9 protein-coding genes are annotated in these 15,819 nt (G+C 50.7%); 4 read left to right on the top strand and 5 right to left on the bottom strand.

The window, feature by feature from the left end:
* Positions 1-6: 6 nt before the first annotated feature.
* Positions 7-906 (bottom strand): cell division protein FtsX, encoded by a 900-nt coding sequence (locus tag ABD880_RS01840; RefSeq protein WP_345161736.1) that lies wholly within the window; start codon positions 904-906, stop codon positions 7-9.
* A 94-nt stretch (positions 907-1,000) separates the two neighbouring features.
* Entirely contained in the window at positions 1,001-5,644 is a 4,644-nt protein-coding gene (locus ABD880_RS01845) for a translocation/assembly module TamB domain-containing protein (RefSeq protein WP_345161738.1), read from the bottom strand.
* Positions 5,645-5,650: 6 nt separating this feature from the next.
* On the opposite strand from ABD880_RS01845, the gene tsaD reads away from it, so the two are divergent.
* The 4 genes from tsaD (at position 5,651) to ABD880_RS01865 (ending at position 10,567) form a co-directional block, all read left to right on the top strand.
* Positions 5,651-6,661, top strand: a complete 1,011-nt coding sequence (tsaD, locus tag ABD880_RS01850; protein ID WP_345161740.1) for a tRNA (adenosine(37)-N6)-threonylcarbamoyltransferase complex transferase subunit TsaD — start codon at positions 5,651-5,653, stop codon at positions 6,659-6,661.
* A gap of 266 nt (positions 6,662-6,927) precedes the next feature.
* A complete protein-coding gene (locus tag ABD880_RS01855; protein ID WP_345161742.1) occupies positions 6,928-8,334 on the top strand; it encodes a M14 family metallopeptidase in 1,407 nt (468 codons plus the stop codon).
* A 183-nt stretch (positions 8,335-8,517) separates the two neighbouring features.
* Positions 8,518-9,750 carry a nucleoside recognition domain-containing protein gene (locus tag ABD880_RS01860; protein ID WP_345161744.1) on the top strand — a complete coding sequence of 411 codons (1,233 nt, stop codon included), beginning with the start codon at positions 8,518-8,520 and terminating at the stop codon, positions 9,748-9,750.
* Between the two features lie 112 nt (positions 9,751-9,862).
* Positions 9,863-10,567 (top strand): TlpA family protein disulfide reductase, encoded by a 705-nt coding sequence (locus tag ABD880_RS01865; protein WP_345161746.1) that lies wholly within the window; start codon positions 9,863-9,865, stop codon positions 10,565-10,567.
* A gap of 75 nt (positions 10,568-10,642) precedes the next feature.
* Here the strand turns inward: ABD880_RS01865 and ABD880_RS01870 are convergent, their stop codons facing one another.
* Genes ABD880_RS01870 through ABD880_RS01880 form a run of 3 tightly spaced genes read right to left on the bottom strand, consistent with a single transcriptional unit; the run spans position 10,643 to position 15,647 of the window.
* Positions 10,643-11,122, bottom strand: a complete 480-nt coding sequence (locus tag ABD880_RS01870; protein ID WP_345161748.1) for a hypothetical protein — start codon at positions 11,120-11,122, stop codon at positions 10,643-10,645.
* 21 nt (positions 11,123-11,143) lie between these two features.
* Entirely contained in the window at positions 11,144-12,559 is a 1,416-nt protein-coding gene (locus ABD880_RS01875) for a SusD/RagB family nutrient-binding outer membrane lipoprotein (RefSeq protein ID WP_345161750.1), read from the bottom strand.
* A gap of 49 nt (positions 12,560-12,608) precedes the next feature.
* Positions 12,609-15,647 (bottom strand): SusC/RagA family TonB-linked outer membrane protein, encoded by a 3,039-nt coding sequence (locus ABD880_RS01880; RefSeq protein ID WP_345161752.1) that lies wholly within the window; start codon positions 15,645-15,647, stop codon positions 12,609-12,611.
* Between the last annotated feature and the right edge of the window lie 172 nt (positions 15,648-15,819).

Consider the following 15,819-nt stretch of genomic DNA (forward strand, 5'->3'; position numbering starts at 1 on the left):
AATATTTTAATAAAGATCGTCTAGGGAAGAGCGCAGGTATTTACGCACCGCGCGGTAAGAGCTAAAGAAGCCAATCACACTGCCCAGCACCAACAAGGTAGCCATGAGAATGAGAATCTGCTCATCGTTTCTCAGCAGGTAAAGCTCAGCAATCTGGCTGTAGGCGTACTGCAACAAACCCATTAACAGAGCAGAGGCAATTAAGCCACTAATCAAGCCCTGAATGGTGGCTCGGTTCAGATAAGGTCTTTGGATGAAGAAGGAGGTAGCGCCCACTAACTGCATGCTTCTGATCAAAAAACGCTGCGAGAAAAGCGCCAGTTTGATGGTGTTGTTGATTAAGATCATCACCACGAGCACCAGAATGGCCGCAAAAGAAAGCAAGATGATGCTCACCTTCTGCAGGTTCTCATTGATGGAATTGATCAGGCTCTCTACATACCCCACCTCATACACGCCTACGGTGTTCTGCAGGTCTTCCTGTATTTTCTTGAGTTGGGCAGAGGTGGCGTATTCTGGATTGATGCGCAGGATAAAGGCATCTCTTAAAGGATTCTCGCCCAAAAAGGTCAGGAAATCTTCGCCACTTTCATCAATGAACTCACGGGCGCCTTCCTCTTTGGAAAGGAAGGTTACCTGGGGCTTGCCGTTGTCCAGGGCAATGAATTCTTTTCTACTAAGGGTGTTTTTGAGTTTTTCTATCTCCAGCGGGGTAAGGTCACGCTCCAGGTACACCTGCACCTCCATGTTCTCCTTCACCAGGTTGAAAATCTCCTTAGCATGAATCAAAAGGACCCCAAACAGGCCAATGACAAACAGCGCCAGCGTGATGCTGAAGACCACCATGGCGTGCGGGTAAGCGCCCAGTTTTTTCTTTTTGGTATGTTGAAGGTGTTTTGCAGCCATAAGGGAGTATCCCGACAAAAATAGCAATTATTTCAAACTTAGCCGGAGCCCATGCCGTTTTTGACCCGTTTTCTGGAAAATAGGCCAAAAACGACTATTGCTTGACCGGCGGCGGAACAATGGGCCTTGGCGTGATATCATCATCTGTGATGACGGGCGTTTCGCGCTGCTGGGCGCGTTGGGCGCGGCGGCTCAGCCGCTTACGCCTGAACAATTCGCCAAACCGGTCAAAGTTGGCTTGGTGCAAAACGCTGACTGTTTGGCGGCTGGTGGCCGAAACGGCCTCAAAGTCGCGCGGCGTGGTTTCATAGGTAGCGCGCAGGCGCAACTGGCCGTTCTTACTCAGGTAGTATTCCAGGGACCAGTCACCGGTGGCCGTGCTTCTATTGCCGCCAGGTCTGTTGGCGTTGTTGTTATTAAAATTGCCTTCGCGGGTGATCTTAAGGCGGCCCTCCAGCAAGGTGTAGCTTAGACGCAACTGCACGTCATCCAGTACTTGGTTCTGTGACCCGCTTACCCCAATGTCTACTTCCAGGTTGGTGTCAATCTGAGACAGCCAGTAGCTTAACTGGTTTGAGAACAGTTCGCCCACAGAGGAGCCAATATCTGCCGTCCCAATCTGAAATTCATCTTTAGCCGATAAGCGCTTGAAGGCCAGCAAAGAGAACACCTGACGGTTGAGTTCCTGCTCATCATTCCTGATGTCACTCAGATACCCAGAAAGTAAAGTTTCCAGCGTGCCGGGTAGGTTATTAAATTCAAGGTTTAAGCGTACCTGGGGCGTAGTGAGAGGGCCATCCAGGTCCATTACGGCGGTAACCGGGTAGCGGACGGTCTGTTGAGCTTCCTGGCCCAAGATGGGTTGTAATGACACGCGCTGGGTGTAGGTGGCCGTGATGTCCAAGATTCCTTCCAGCGGGTCTCCGTTCCAGGTGACGGTGCCACCGGGGCGTACGTTAAATTCTTTGTTCACCAGACCCAGCATGGTAAAGTTGTAGCGTCCCTGCACAATCTCATAAGACCCAAACATGGCAAACTCGCCGCGGGTGTCAATGGTCATTTTAATGTTGCCTTTGCCTCGTCCCCTTATGATGTCACCGGTGCGTTCGTCAAAGATGAGTTCCAGGTAGGCATTCTCCGTGATGTCAAAGTCAAAGTTGAGGCGTATGCCAGACAGGTCTACTTTCTTCTGCACTAATGGTATGGCATTGGCCGTGCTGTCCGTGACGTTGCGGTTCACAAACGTGATAAAATTCTGCTTTTGTAAGGCAGCTTGATTGTCCAGAGGAATGGAGATGTTGGTGTTGTCCTCGCTTCTGGCGGTAATGTCAACCGTTAAATTGCTAGGTGCTCCAAACGCAGAGGCTGTACCCGTCGCGAAAGCCGTACCGTAATACATGGGGTTGTCTGCCTTGGTGGTGTTCAAGACCATAAACCTGGTAAAGCGCGCCTTCAGATCCAGGACCATGTTCTGGAATCCGTCATGGAAAATGCCCCCATTCAAGATGGCCGTGTTGTTGTAGATGTCTCTCAGACGAATGTTCCTGAAGGAGATGTCATCCTCACTAAAATACACTCTGTCTGCAAACGTGTAGCGGGTTTTGAGGTAGTTGAACATGAAGGAACCCTCCGAAACCAAGACAGATCCTTTAAGGATGGGCGCGTTTAGTTTGCCCATGATTCTGACCCGTCCGTCCATGGTGCCGCCCAGGTCTGACATGATGGTTTTCAGCAAGGGCTCCACCAGTTTTAGCTGTGCGTCATCCATCACCGCCAAAAGATCTAGCTGGTTGGCGGCGGCGCTGGGCGTGTAGGTACCGGTCACGTTGAGAACCTTCTGGGCGTCTCTGCTAATGCCCGCGTTCACTTCTAGCAGGTTGCGGCGGTTGTCCCAATTGGCCTGGCCGTCAATGTTGCCAATGTAGATCTTGTCCATCATGAAAGAATCTACCTGCACTACAGAAGACAAGCCCGGCTGATTGTAAATGTCCTGCAACGTGAAATCCCCGTTCAGGCGCCCGTCCAACTGGGTGGTGAGCAAGGGGTTCAGGTTCTCTAACCTAAAATTGGCAATCTTGATGTTTAACAAATCCTGCGGGTTCCTGGAAATGATCCCAAACAGGTTCACGCTCTGCGGACCATAAGACAGCGTCACGTTGTCAAACCTAATGCCGTTTCTGTTAAAGACAATAGTGTTGTTAGGAGAGATGGTCCATTCCTTGTTGAGGATGTTAATGTTAGACCGGTTAAAGACCATTTTTACGTCATTCCGCTCAAAGGCTACGTCCCCGCTGATGTTGGCTCTGTTGGTTGTGCCGGTCTGCGCAATGTTACTGGAGAAATTGATGCGTCGCTCATTCCAAACGGCCTCTACGTACAGGTTGTCTGTGTCTCCGGCGCCTTGCAGGTTCTGGCGTTCTGAGGTGACCACGGCATTGGCCAACACGTCTGGGCTGTTCCAGAGCTTAGAAGACGTGAATTCCACATCATTCTGATAAAAGGCGTTTTTGCCTACCAGCACCGTGTCCACCTGGCCCACCAAAGAAAGAATAGCGGTAGCCCCGTTCCGGAAGGAGCCTTCTACTTTAGCAAAGTCTGAGAGTGAGATGTTAGGTGCAAACGCGTGCAACACTGGATTGATGTCCCGCAGCTGTACTTTCAGATCAATGGCGTATTCTTTGGGCGGAACGGCTCTTTTCTGGCGGTAGTAGTTGGCAAGTTCTACCGGGTTGTTCCTGAAGTTGAGTTCATATTCACGGTACAGGGTCTTCAGATCCTGAAAAAGGGTGGAGTACTGGTAGTTGCCGCCGGCCGTCAGGTTCATGACCTCAGAGTCAATGTGCAACTCCCGGATGCCATCATGAAAATGCGACACAATGGCTACGGAATCCACTTTCACCTGCTTGCCGCTGTACTGTAAAATAGAATTCCTGAAGACGGCAGACCCGCTAAATTCATCCAGCTTAAGGCCGTTAAAATTCACGTCGGCGTCTGTGGTCAAGACCACGTTCTGGTTGGTAAGGCCCAGGGCGCGCAGGTCAATTCTGGCAATGTGGCTGTCCAGGTCAAAGATTTGCTGGTTGTTCTGCAAATTGATGGTTCCCGTAGCCGACACGGACAGGTTGGGGTCTTTGATGGTGAAGTCACCTTCAAACAACTGCTTGCGCAAGGCACCGTCCACTACTATGTTTTGGTAATTGTAGTTGTTGATGTTAATGGACCGGATGGTGGCATCCAGCTGCAGCCTAGCCGTTTCTAAGGTAAAGCCGCTTCCTTGCACGCGCCCGTTCATGGCCACGGTTTTAATGACGCTTCGGTCCCCAATCAAGCCGCCCACGTCAAAGCCTCCCGTCTGCAAATACCCGCGGTAAGAGGCGTTCTCTGCATCGTTCTTGTTGAACTTGAGGTTAATGTCTGTGACAAACTTGCCCAGCGCGGTGTTGAAGTTTCCGTTGGCTACAAAGTCATTGTAGAACCCGGTAAACTCGCCGGCCAGTTTGATGGTACCCGCTCTAGCGGCAATGTCATAGGGCTTTTTAGGGATGTAGCGGCGCAGGTCGCGGGCGTTGATGGAACTGGGTTGCAGATGCAGGTCCACAAACGCGTTCTTAAAGTCGGGTAAGCCGTCTGCGCTGATGTCTCCTCTAATCCGCGTGTTCTGCCCGTAGCGTATGTCTACGTTTTTGGCCTGAAACTGCTTTACGTAGCCTTTCACCTGACCAGACAGCAATACTTTCTCATCCCAGTCCTTTAGCACGGGCGCAAAGAGTCCAATGTCATCTGTGGTCACATAGGTGCTGTCAAAGTTGGCCGTCACCTTTACGCTGTCATTAAAGGACGTGAAATTCCCGAAGCGCTCGTAATCAAACCGCACGTACTTGGCCAAATGGCTACCGTTTACGCGCAGATTCAGCTTGTCCCACTCCCAGAACTTGGGGGCATAGGTCATGCGCGTATCCAGGTCTTTTAGATAGGTACCAGAGCGTCTGTCTTTAGTAGTAAGGCTGGTGACTAGGGTTTGGATGGTATCGCCTTTAAGCTGGATGTCTGAGAACGTGCCGTTGATGTTCTCCAGGTCCATGTGCTTGTAATCCAATCCGTACTCCTGGCGCGGTAAGTTGTAGTCATGGTACGTGAACAGGCCGTTCTTTAACACAATCTGGTCAATCTTGAAGTCAAAGGGCGCAGATTTTTTAGCCGTGTCTGTCTTGATGAGATTGCTCAAGGACCGGATAAAGGTGCTCATGTTCAAAGAGTCACTGCCCTTGTACTGGATGAGGTTGGCCTCTGGGTTGGTAAGCGTGAGCGAGGAGATGTACAGCCGGTTGGGTTGGGCATCCTTGAAGAGCACCAGCTTTTTCTGGCTGGGCCATAACCTGATTTCGCGGCGCTGGGGATTCAAGATGCTGAACATGCTGATGTCCGCGTCCAGGGTACCCACGTAGAAGAGCGTCTTTTTTTGGCGGTCCAACACCCGCACATCGCTTAAAATGAGCTTGTTGAAGAACTCCAGGTCTACGCTGCCCACCGTCACTTCATGGTGAATGGTTTCTGACAGGATGGAGGCGGCCTTCTGGGCTACTTTGGTTTGGACGCTCGGAAAACGCAGGGCCAGCATGAGCCCGCCCACCAATACCAACACCAAGATAAACAGGCCCAGAATTATTTTAAGAAGGGCTTTTGCTATAACTTGCGGGTAATTTTTATTCTTCTGCGTCTCTTGGTCTTGCGTTTCCAACGAAATATGAACCCTACGATATTAGCGATTGAATCGTCTTGTGATGAAACCTCGGCTTCTGTTATACGGAACGGCCAGGTGCTCTCTAACATTGTGGCCACTCAGGCAATCCATGAGCAATACGGCGGGGTAGTTCCAGAGTTGGCTTCCAGGGCACATCAACAGAACATCATCCCGGTGGTGGCCCAGGCACTGCAAAAGGCAAATATAGAAAAATCTGCTTTGGATGCGGTGGCCTTTACGCGTGGTCCTGGCCTTTTAGGCGCTTTATTGGTGGGCTGCTCGTTTGCCAAGTCGTTCGCGCTGGGCTTAAACCTGCCTTTAATTGAGGTGAATCACATGCAGGCGCACATCCTGGCCCATTTCATTGATGATCCTCAGCCTAACTTCCCTTTCCTGTGCCTGACCGTGAGCGGTGGTCACACGCAGATTGTATTGGTGCGTAGCCACCTGGACATGGAAGTTTTGGGCCAGACCACTGATGACGCCGTGGGCGAGGCCTTCGACAAGTCTGCCAAGCTTCTGGGCTTGCCTTACCCAGGCGGACCCATGCTAGACAAGCTGGCCAGCACCGGCAACCCAGACCGCTTTACGTTCCCTATTGTGAACATGGACGGCTATGACTACTCCTTTAGCGGCATTAAAACGTCCATCCTCAATTTTGTCAAGAAAAACGCGGCTGCAGACCCAGACTTTGTGCAGAACAACTTAGCTGATATTTGTGCCAGCATCCAGAAGGCTTTGATCATGACGCTTTTAAAGAAGCTGGTCTTGGCCGCCAAGGATCTGGGCGTGAAGGAGATTGCCATTGCCGGCGGCGTATCAGCAAACTCAGGCTTGCGCCAGACCTTGCAGGACTACGCCCAGCGCTATGGTTGGAATGTGTACCTGCCGGCCTTTGAGTACTGCACAGACAATGCCGCCATGATTGCCATGGCCGCGCACTATAAATACCTGGCCGGTGACTTCACGTCTCAATACGCCAGTCCAGATCCACGCCTTAAAATCTCCCTATAAATAAATCAATAGTATCGTCCCGTTTTTGGCTTGTTTTATAGAAAATAGGCCAAAAACGGGATGCGGACATGTCATAGGCAGAAGGACTTTTAAAACAGCAGAATCCTTCCTACATTCAACCTACTTAGAAGGATGCCGTTTATGTATTCCTGAAAAGGTAGGTTCTACCACCACTCATTTAGCCTGTGGTTATGCGAAAAGTCCTCATTCTCATATTTACATTCATGACTCTGATACAAGCACAATGTCAAACTTCCACTAACCATGTGCAACTTGCCAGAACGCTTTTTGAAGAATACAATGGCTACCAAGAACGCAGCATCCAAGAACGGCGCTTTCAGCATAAAGACATAGTGCCCCTTTTAGAGCAGCTCAAACAGAATTCTCTTTTTCAAGTGAAGGTAGTGGGCAAGTCTGTGGAACAGCGCGACTTGTATCTGGTCAAGGCGGGGACCGGCCCCAACAAAATCATGCTTTGGTCACAGATGCACGGTGATGAGCCCACCGCTACCATGGCCTTGCTAGACATCTTTAATTTTCTACAGGCGTCTGATGAGCTTGATCCAATAAGAAAGTCTATTCTGGAAGAGAATACCTTATATTTTTTGCCCATGCTCAACCCAGACGGGGCAGAGGTATATAAGCGCAGAAACGCCCTGGACATTGACCTGAACCGTGACGCTTTGCGGTTGCAAAGTCCTGAGGCGCGGCTGCTTAAAAGTTTAAGAGATGAGATAAAGCCCTCTTTTGGGTTTAACCTGCATGACCAGAGCCGTCTGTATACCGTGGGCGACACCGAGAAACCTGCCACCATCTCTTTTCTGGCGCCTGCCTATGATTACAAGCAGAGCATTAACCCGGTGCGGGAACGAGCCATGCGGGCCATTGTGGGTTTAAACGAAGCGGTCCAGCAGTTCATACCGGGGCAGGTGGCCAAGTACTCTGATGAGCATGAGCCACGCGCCTTCGGTGACAATATCCAGAAGTGGGGCACCAGCCTGATTTTGATTGAGTCTGGCGGCATGAAAGGCGACCCAGAAAAGCAGTACATCAGGCAATTGAACTTCGCCACCATTTTAACGGCGCTCCACATGATTGGGGATAAGAGCTATGCCAAGTTTGACCGTGCTCAGTATTTTAAAATTCCAGTAAACCAGCGCAACCTCTTTGACGTGGTGGTGCGCAATGTGCGTTACAAAGAAAACGGAAAGGATTGCATAGTAGACGTGGGCGTACTCCAAGACGAGATAGGCGCCAGCATACCGCAAAGGTTCTATCACAAAAGCACGGTAGAAGAGATTGGCGACATGAGCGTGTTTTACGGGTACCAGGAAGTTGACGGCAAGGGCCTGAACCTGGTGCCGGGCAAAGTGCTGGAGACACCCATCCAAGACCTGGCAGACCTAACCCATGAGCGGCTCATGCAACTGCTCTCTGAAGGTTACACCACTGTACGCATGGCAACCATTCCGCAGAACATAAACCCCGTAGAGCAACTGCCTTTGAACGTGGTGCACGTGAGCGGCAAAGTCTCTCACAACCTGGGCTTGGATAGAATGGCCAATTTTGTCTTGCGCCAGCAGGACGGCACCGTGCGGTACGCCATTGTCAACGGCTTTGTCTATGACCTGCAGGGCGAAAGACCCAGACGCTTCCATGGATTGGTTTTGTAAATAGCCGTTTTTGGCCTCTTTTCTGGAAAAGAGGCCAAAAACGGAAGAGGGTGAATTGTTGAGTGCTGATTATTGAGAGTTGATCTTCCACTTAACCAAACATTCACTCATTCACTCATTCATTTTATTCGTGCCGGGTTTGTATCTTACCGCCTTAATCTTTCTGTAGCTACTCCTTTTCTCATGGTTTTAAATTATCTGTGGGCGGCGTTCTTCATCATCGCCTTCTGCATTGCCCTGTTCAAGCTCATCGTTTTCCAGGATGTAGAGATTTTCCAGAAGCTGGTGACCAGCACCTTTGACAACGCCAAGACCGGCTTTGAGATCTCTCTGGGATTGACCGGGGTCATGACGCTGTGGCTAGGATTGATGAAGGTAGGGGAGCGGGGCGGCATCATTGCCATCTTCGCCAAAGCGGTAGGCCCTTTTTTTAACCGCTTGTTCCCCGAGATTCCTAAAAACCACCCAGTGTTCGGTTCTATCTTGATGAACTTCTCTGCCAATATGCTGGGCCTGGACAATGCCGCCACGCCGCTGGGCCTCAAGGCCATGAAAGAGATGCAGGAACTGAACGTAGACAAGGACACCGCCTCCAATGCGCAGATCATGTTCCTGGTACTGAATGCTTCGGGCTTGACCATCATACCCATCAGCATTATGGTGTTCAGGGCGCAGATGGGCGCGGCAGATCCCTCAGACATCTTCATCCCCATTCTATTGGCCACCTTCTTTTCAACCTTAACCGGGCTTACCATTACGGCTTTGTACCAGCGCATCAACCTGCTTGACAAGGTGATCATGGCCTATCTGGGCACTTTGATTTTGTTGATTGGCGGGTTGATTTATTACTTCTCCACCATCTCGCAGGAGCAGATTGGGGTTATCTCTTCGGTGGCCAGCAATGTGATTCTGTTTACCATCATTGTTTCGTTTATAGCTTTGGCCTTAGTGCGCAAAGTAAACGTGTACGAGGCGTTTATTGAAGGAGCGAAGGAAGGCTTCTCTGTGGCCATTACCATCATTCCCTACCTCATTGCCATCTTGGTAGCGGTGGGCGTATTCAGAGCGTCTGGGGCCTTGGATTATCTGGTGGGCGGCATTGGCTATCTGCTGGCCTTGACGGGAATGAACACTGACTTTGTGCCGGCCTTACCAGTGGCCTTCATGAAGCCTTTGAGCGGAAGCGGGGCCCGCGGCCTCATGGTAGAAGCCATGCAAACCTACGGCGCCGATTCTTTTGTGGCCCGCGTTGCCTCTACCATCCAAGGTTCTACGGAGACTACGTTCTATATTCTGGCCGTGTACTTCGGGTCTGTGGGCATCAAGAAAACCAGGTACGCGCTGGTGTGTGGCCTGCTCGCTGACTTAGCCGGGGTAATTGCGGCCATCGCGTTAGCCTATCTGTTCTTTAAATAGGCAGCTCATTTTTGGCCTATTTTCCGGAAACCAGGCCAAAAACGGAGTACAGCTTTTAAGGATATATAGATAAAACATTATATACCGTTTAGGAATAAACGGATTTATCTTCATGAAAAGAATTTTTGGATTGAGTGCCTTTCTGATGCTTTCCTTGGCGGCAGCCGGACAAAATTATTCACAGAAAAAACTTTTCTCTGACGCTGAAAAGCAGATTGTCAACTATCAAGAAAAAGTGAATAAGGCTTATGAGGATGGCAAAGGGGAATTAGGTGAAATCTACAGAGATTCAGTAAAGCTGGCTATCATAGGCTCTTATCTAGGCAACCATTCCTTTAAAACACTAGAAGGTAAAATTATAGACACCAAGGCATTAGCGAAACCTCTGTTTATTCTTGCTTCGGCTACGTATTGCGGTCCCTGTGTAGCTGAGATACCTGCCCTCAACCGGATTGCTCGTGAATACGGAGACAAAGTGACCTTTATGGTGTTGTTTGCAGATACCTTAGGTAAAGAATTATCAAGGTTGAGTAAAAGGTATACTGCGCCGGTAGCGGTGGTACCTTCCCTAAAGGAAACTGAGAATATTTATTCCATTTCCATCTCGGGCTTTCAACATATCCTTGGCTTTCCTACCAATTACTTAGTGACCAGAAGCCAGCAGATTGTGGGCTACTCTCAGGGAGCCAGCGCCCCTGGAACATATCCTACTGCAGATGGCAAGGAGTTGGTCATAACACAAGAGCAAGCTGATGCTATTAATTATAAGAAACTGAAAGCAGAGGTTGAATTGCTATTGGCTTCCCAGGAGAATTAAACCTAGTAAAGGCTACCATAAAACAGAAGCGGCTCCCATTTGGGAGCCGCTTCTGTTTTATGAAAATAAGTAAGGTTACTGCTTAATTCTAATCCAGATTGTCCTAAGCACGTTCAGGTTGTTCTGGTTCAGGACCTCGGTCTCAATTTTTACATTGGTGCCCACAGGTGCCTGCGGAACGGTATAGCTTACCACCAGCGTATCGGTGCGGTCTGTTTTAGAGAAGGCAGGTTGGTACGGGTAGGTTTTTACCTTGGTGCGGGTGCCGGCGCCTACGGTCTCGTACACGTTGATTTCCTTCACGGGTGATTCAGAGAAGAACTGTAACTCATAGCGCAGCTCGGTGCCGGCCATGTACTGCGTAGTGTTGGCGTTGTTAGCCGTAGAGATGTTGGTGTTGGTGGCCAGGTCTTTCAACTCATTGGCGCTCACGGGGGCACTGCCTACGCCGGTGGCCGTGGTGTTGTCTTTTATGAAATCTGGCTCATCATAACAGGCCGTCAAAGAGAAGCTCCCGAAGCCCAACAGACAAGCGTAAAATGCTATCTTTTTCATGTGATTTTCTTTTTAAAGTGATTATAAATCCCAGAACATTTTCTCTGCTAGGCCTTTGGTGACTTTGGCAACTTCTTCTGCGTTTCTGGCCCCTTCAGACTCTGGGTACAACACTCTCCTGATGAACTGACCGTTTAAGGCAGGGTTGTGGTTGGCTGGTAAGGCCATGCCCGGGTAAATAGCCGACGCATAATCATAGCGGCGCACGTCTACCCAAGCTTCTGGGTTTAAGTAAAGCGCAATGAGCTTCTCCTTCATGATAAGTGAAAGGGTAAGGTTCTCAGCGCCAACGGCCACCTGTGGGTTGTTAAGGTATTCGCTTTTGTTGGCTACGCCTAGTTTGTCCATGTGCGCGTTGATGCCGGCCAGGTAGGCGGCGTAGGCTTCGGGCGTGCTACCCACCGATGTTCTGGTGCCGCCGTTGGCGATAAAACGAGCCTCTGCTTCAATGAACTTCATCTCACTGAAAGTGACCATCAAAAGCGGTGAGTTGGGCTTGGCATACCAGGTGTTGGCCGTGATGTTGGTATTGCCGCCGGTGCCTAAGCCGTTTCTAAGACCCGCATAGTTGGCCGTGGACGTTCCCTTGTCCGCCAGGAAGGGCAAACGAGGGTCTACCAAGCCAGGGTAGGTGATGCCGTTCATTAGGTTGATAAGCGTAGAAGAAGGCGCCGTGATAAAATTACCAGTAGTTGTGCCAATGGCGATGTTCCGGTTCCAGGGATTCAGGTTCTTGTCATTGTAAACCACCTGCATGTCCTCCAGGTTAGAAGAGATGCCATTTGCCAAATAGGTAAGCGCGTTGTTGGCCGCAGCTACGCCGTCCTTCTCTACTAAATGAATGGCGTATCTGGCTTTCAAGGAATTAGCTGCTTTGATCCAACTTGAAATCTTTCCGCCGTAGATCAAGTCATCACCGCCCGGTCTCACCGTAGAGGTAGGCTTTTGCAACTCTACCAAGGCTTCATCCAACAACCGCTGAATGGTGGTGTAAATCTGCTCCTGACTGTCATAGGCGGGCGTCAATTCCAATGGGCCCTGAAAGGCCTGCGAGAAAGGAACGGCTCCCCAGGTGTCAGAAAGCAAACCCAGGTTTAAGGCCTGCAACACCTTGCCAATGCCCACATAGTGCGAGGAGCCCTCAGCGGCGGCTTGTTTCACCAGGACGTCTGCGTTGTTCAGACTGTTCAGGTAAAGGGTATTGAAGGCCGTGTTGGCGCGCACGTCAATGTGCTGGTCTGCCTGCTGAAAACCAGACGGATACGCCGCCAGTTGCTGGGCAAACATAGACGTGTAGATGGCCAGACTGTAATGACCCTCGGCGGTGGCCACGATGATAGGCGACAGCAACGCGTCTGAGCTCACCGCCTTGGCGCGGTTGGGATCATCGTTCACGTCCAGGTAAGAGTCGCAGCTAGCCAGTGGCAGTAATGCCACTAGACCCAGCTGTATATATTTTTTTGTTAGTTGTAGCATGTTCAAACAATTATAAGGTAACATTCAAACCAAACGTGTAGCTGCGTACTGCCGGAATACCATAGCCCGTATAGCCCAGGGCGTTGCTGCCAGAACCGTACGTAGGCGTCTCTGGGTCAAAGCCCTCAAATGGCGTCAGTAAGAATAGGTTGGTTCCTGTTAAGCTAAACCGAACGCTCTTGAAAGGAGTTCTACCCGTCAGGCTGGTTGGCAAAGTATAGGCCAATTGGGCGTTTCTCAGGCGTACCCAAGATGCGTCCTGCAACAGTACGTCTGCGGCGTCATTGAACCCACCAGAGTTGCGGTAGAAACCTTCCTCTAGAATCACTGGAATGGTGTTTGGCTCTCCGGCGGCGTTCACGCCGTTAAAGATAATTTGCTGGTAGCGGTTTTCGGTTCTGATGTCAATTCCGTTTCTAATGCGGTTACGCATGGACACGTCGTACACATCGCCGCCTTGTCTTATTTCTAGCAAAGCAGACAAACTCAAGCCTTTCCAGGTGATGGTGTTGGTGATGCCGCCCTGCCAGTCAGGTAAGGCATTACCCACTTTTACCAGCGCTGTGGCTGGGGTTAGTGTAGGGAAGCCGTTGGCGCCAATAAGCAATCTTCCTTGCGCGTCACGTTGGTAAACGCGGCCGTACAAGTCGCCGGCAGAACCGCCCACCACTAGTTTGTTCATGATGCGGTCATCCTGGAAAATAATCTCAGGCACGGCTGGCGTGATGGATTTTACTTCGCTCTCATTGGTTGACCAGTTCAGGACTACGTCCCAGTTAAAGTTGCTAGTTCTCACAGGCGTACCGGTAATCAATAACTCCACCCCTGTATTCTGGATTTCTCCGGCATTGGTGGTGTAGTTGGTAATACCTGACGTCACGCTGGTAGGCACCGGAATGATCTGGTCTTTGGAGTTGGAACGGTAGTACGTTGCGTCAATAATCAGGCGGCTTGCCAGGAAGTGCAACTCAGACCCAAACTCTATAGAGGTGGTTTTCTCTGGTCTCAGCTCTGGGTCACCCAAGGTAGTGCTTACCACAAAACCGTTTCTGTTGCCAAACGGGAAGCCGTTGGCCGCCCCAAAATAGGTGCCTACGCGGTACGGCTGGGTGTCCTTACCTACCTTCGCCCAAGAGGCACGCACCTTTCCAAAGTTAAAAATGCGGTTGTCAGACAAAGCCAAAGGTTCTGAGAACACAAAGCTGGTGCTCACGGAAGGGTAGAAGAACGAACGGTTCTTTTTAGGTAGGGTAGAGGTCCAGTCATTACGGCCGGTCACGTTCAAGAACAGGTAGTTTTTGTAGTCTACCTTAGCGTCAAAGAAAGCGCCAATGAGGCGGCGGTCACTGATGGCGTTGCTGGTGAACACGTTGGCCGTGTTAGACAGGTGATAGAACAAAGGCACGGTAAAACGCTCCCCGCGGGTGTTCAAGATGTCTGAATACTGGCCTTCTACAGAGTTACCAATCATTAAGGAGGCGTTAATGTCCTCAGTGAACGAATGCTCTGCGGTCAAGAAGGCGTTTGAGGTAATCTCACGGTAGTTTACGCGCTCCTCTACCAGGAATCCACCGGTACCAGCGGCAATGTCAAGCGTAGGAGCGCCCTGGAAGATAGGACCCGGCACCAGGCGGTTGCGGTTGTCACTGTACACGTCAGCACCTATTTTGTAGTTAAAGCGCAACCATGGCTTAAAGTCATAGTTAAAGCCCACGTTCCCAATCACGCGGTTCACGTCATCTTTCAAGGTGCTGTTTTCTGCCAGATACCGCGGGTTGTCAATGACGCCCGGTGAGTACACCTTCATGGTGCCGTCTGGGTTGAGGTAGTCGTTCACGTCAAACGTGGTGGTGTGGTAGTTGAGCGCCGACATGATGCCCTTGTCACCCGAGGCTGCTTTGTTACCACCAGACTGGCTGTAACTCACGGTACCGTTCACGGCAAACTTCTCAGAGAAATTGACGTTTCCGCCCAGTTTCACGGTAGTGCGCGCCCAGTCAGAATTAGGAACTATGCCTTCTTGGTTATAATGAGAAAGCGAGGTATGAAAGGTAGCCTTCTCATTGCCCCCAGAGATGCTCACGTTGTTGTCAAAGCGGGTCCCCGTCTGAAAGAAGTCTTTAAAGTTGTCATACACCACGTCGTCACCGGCCACGGGCGGTCCGAAGGTCTGGAAACGGTTAGGAGCCCCGGTAGAGGTAGTACGCAGACGGCCGCTCAAGCCTTCGCGGTAGCGGGTCTGTACCTCTGGGGTCTTGTTGATGTTGTCAATCCCGAAATTAGAAGACAAGGTCACGGTAGTAGCTCCGGCTCTGCCTTTTTTGGTGGTGATGATGATGGCTCCGTTGGCGGCGCGCAAACCATACAAGGCTGTAGCGGCAGCACCTTTGAGAACAGTCATGCTTTCTACGTCCTCGGGGTTGATGTCGGCGGCGCGGTTGGTGAAGGCAAACTGCTCGGCGCTGTTTACGGCATTAGAGCCGGCACTGGGCAGTTGGTTACCGGCAATGGTCTCATTGGAGATGGCAATCCCGTCAATTACAAACAAAGGTTGGTTGTTGGCACCTGGTGAAAGTGAGTTGATGCCCCTAATCTGAATTCTGGAACCAGCCCCTGGCGTACCGCCTGAGCCCAACACCTGCACCCCGGCCACGCGGCCTTGCAAAGAGTTGACCACGTTGGGGTTCTGGGTTTGCGCAATCTGAGCGGCGCCTACTTCCTGCACAGAGTACCCCAAGGTCCGTTTCTCCTGCTCCCTTCCAAAGGCGGTGACCACTACCTCTTGCAGGGCTTGCACATCGGCTTTTAAGGAAATGTTGAGAGAAGTTCTACCGTTCACGGCCACTTCTTGCGTGGTGTAGCCAATAAAGGAGATCACCAAGGTAGCGTTAGGCGAGGGAATGGAGAGCGTGTAATTGCCGTCAACGTCTGTGTTGGTGCCGTTGGTAGTGCCTTTCACTACTACACTGGCCCCTATGACGGGCGTACCGTCTGCGGCAGAGAGCACCCGTCCGCTGACTTTCTGGTCTTGGGCCGCCAAGTCTTCCATCCTGCACAGTATACAGAGGAGGATTAGCAAAAAGTAGATTTTCTTCATGCAATTTTTGGTTAAGGGGAAATAAAATTGTTGAGAAAGCTGTTAGTTTATGGCTTTAATGTAAGAATTTAGAATGCCTTTTACTAGAAACTCGCAGATAAGAAAACTAAAATTTGCCAGCTAC

This window comes from Nibribacter koreensis (genome assembly GCF_039541795.1).
In the GTDB taxonomy this organism is placed as follows: domain Bacteria; phylum Bacteroidota; class Bacteroidia; order Cytophagales; family Hymenobacteraceae; genus Nibribacter; species Nibribacter koreensis.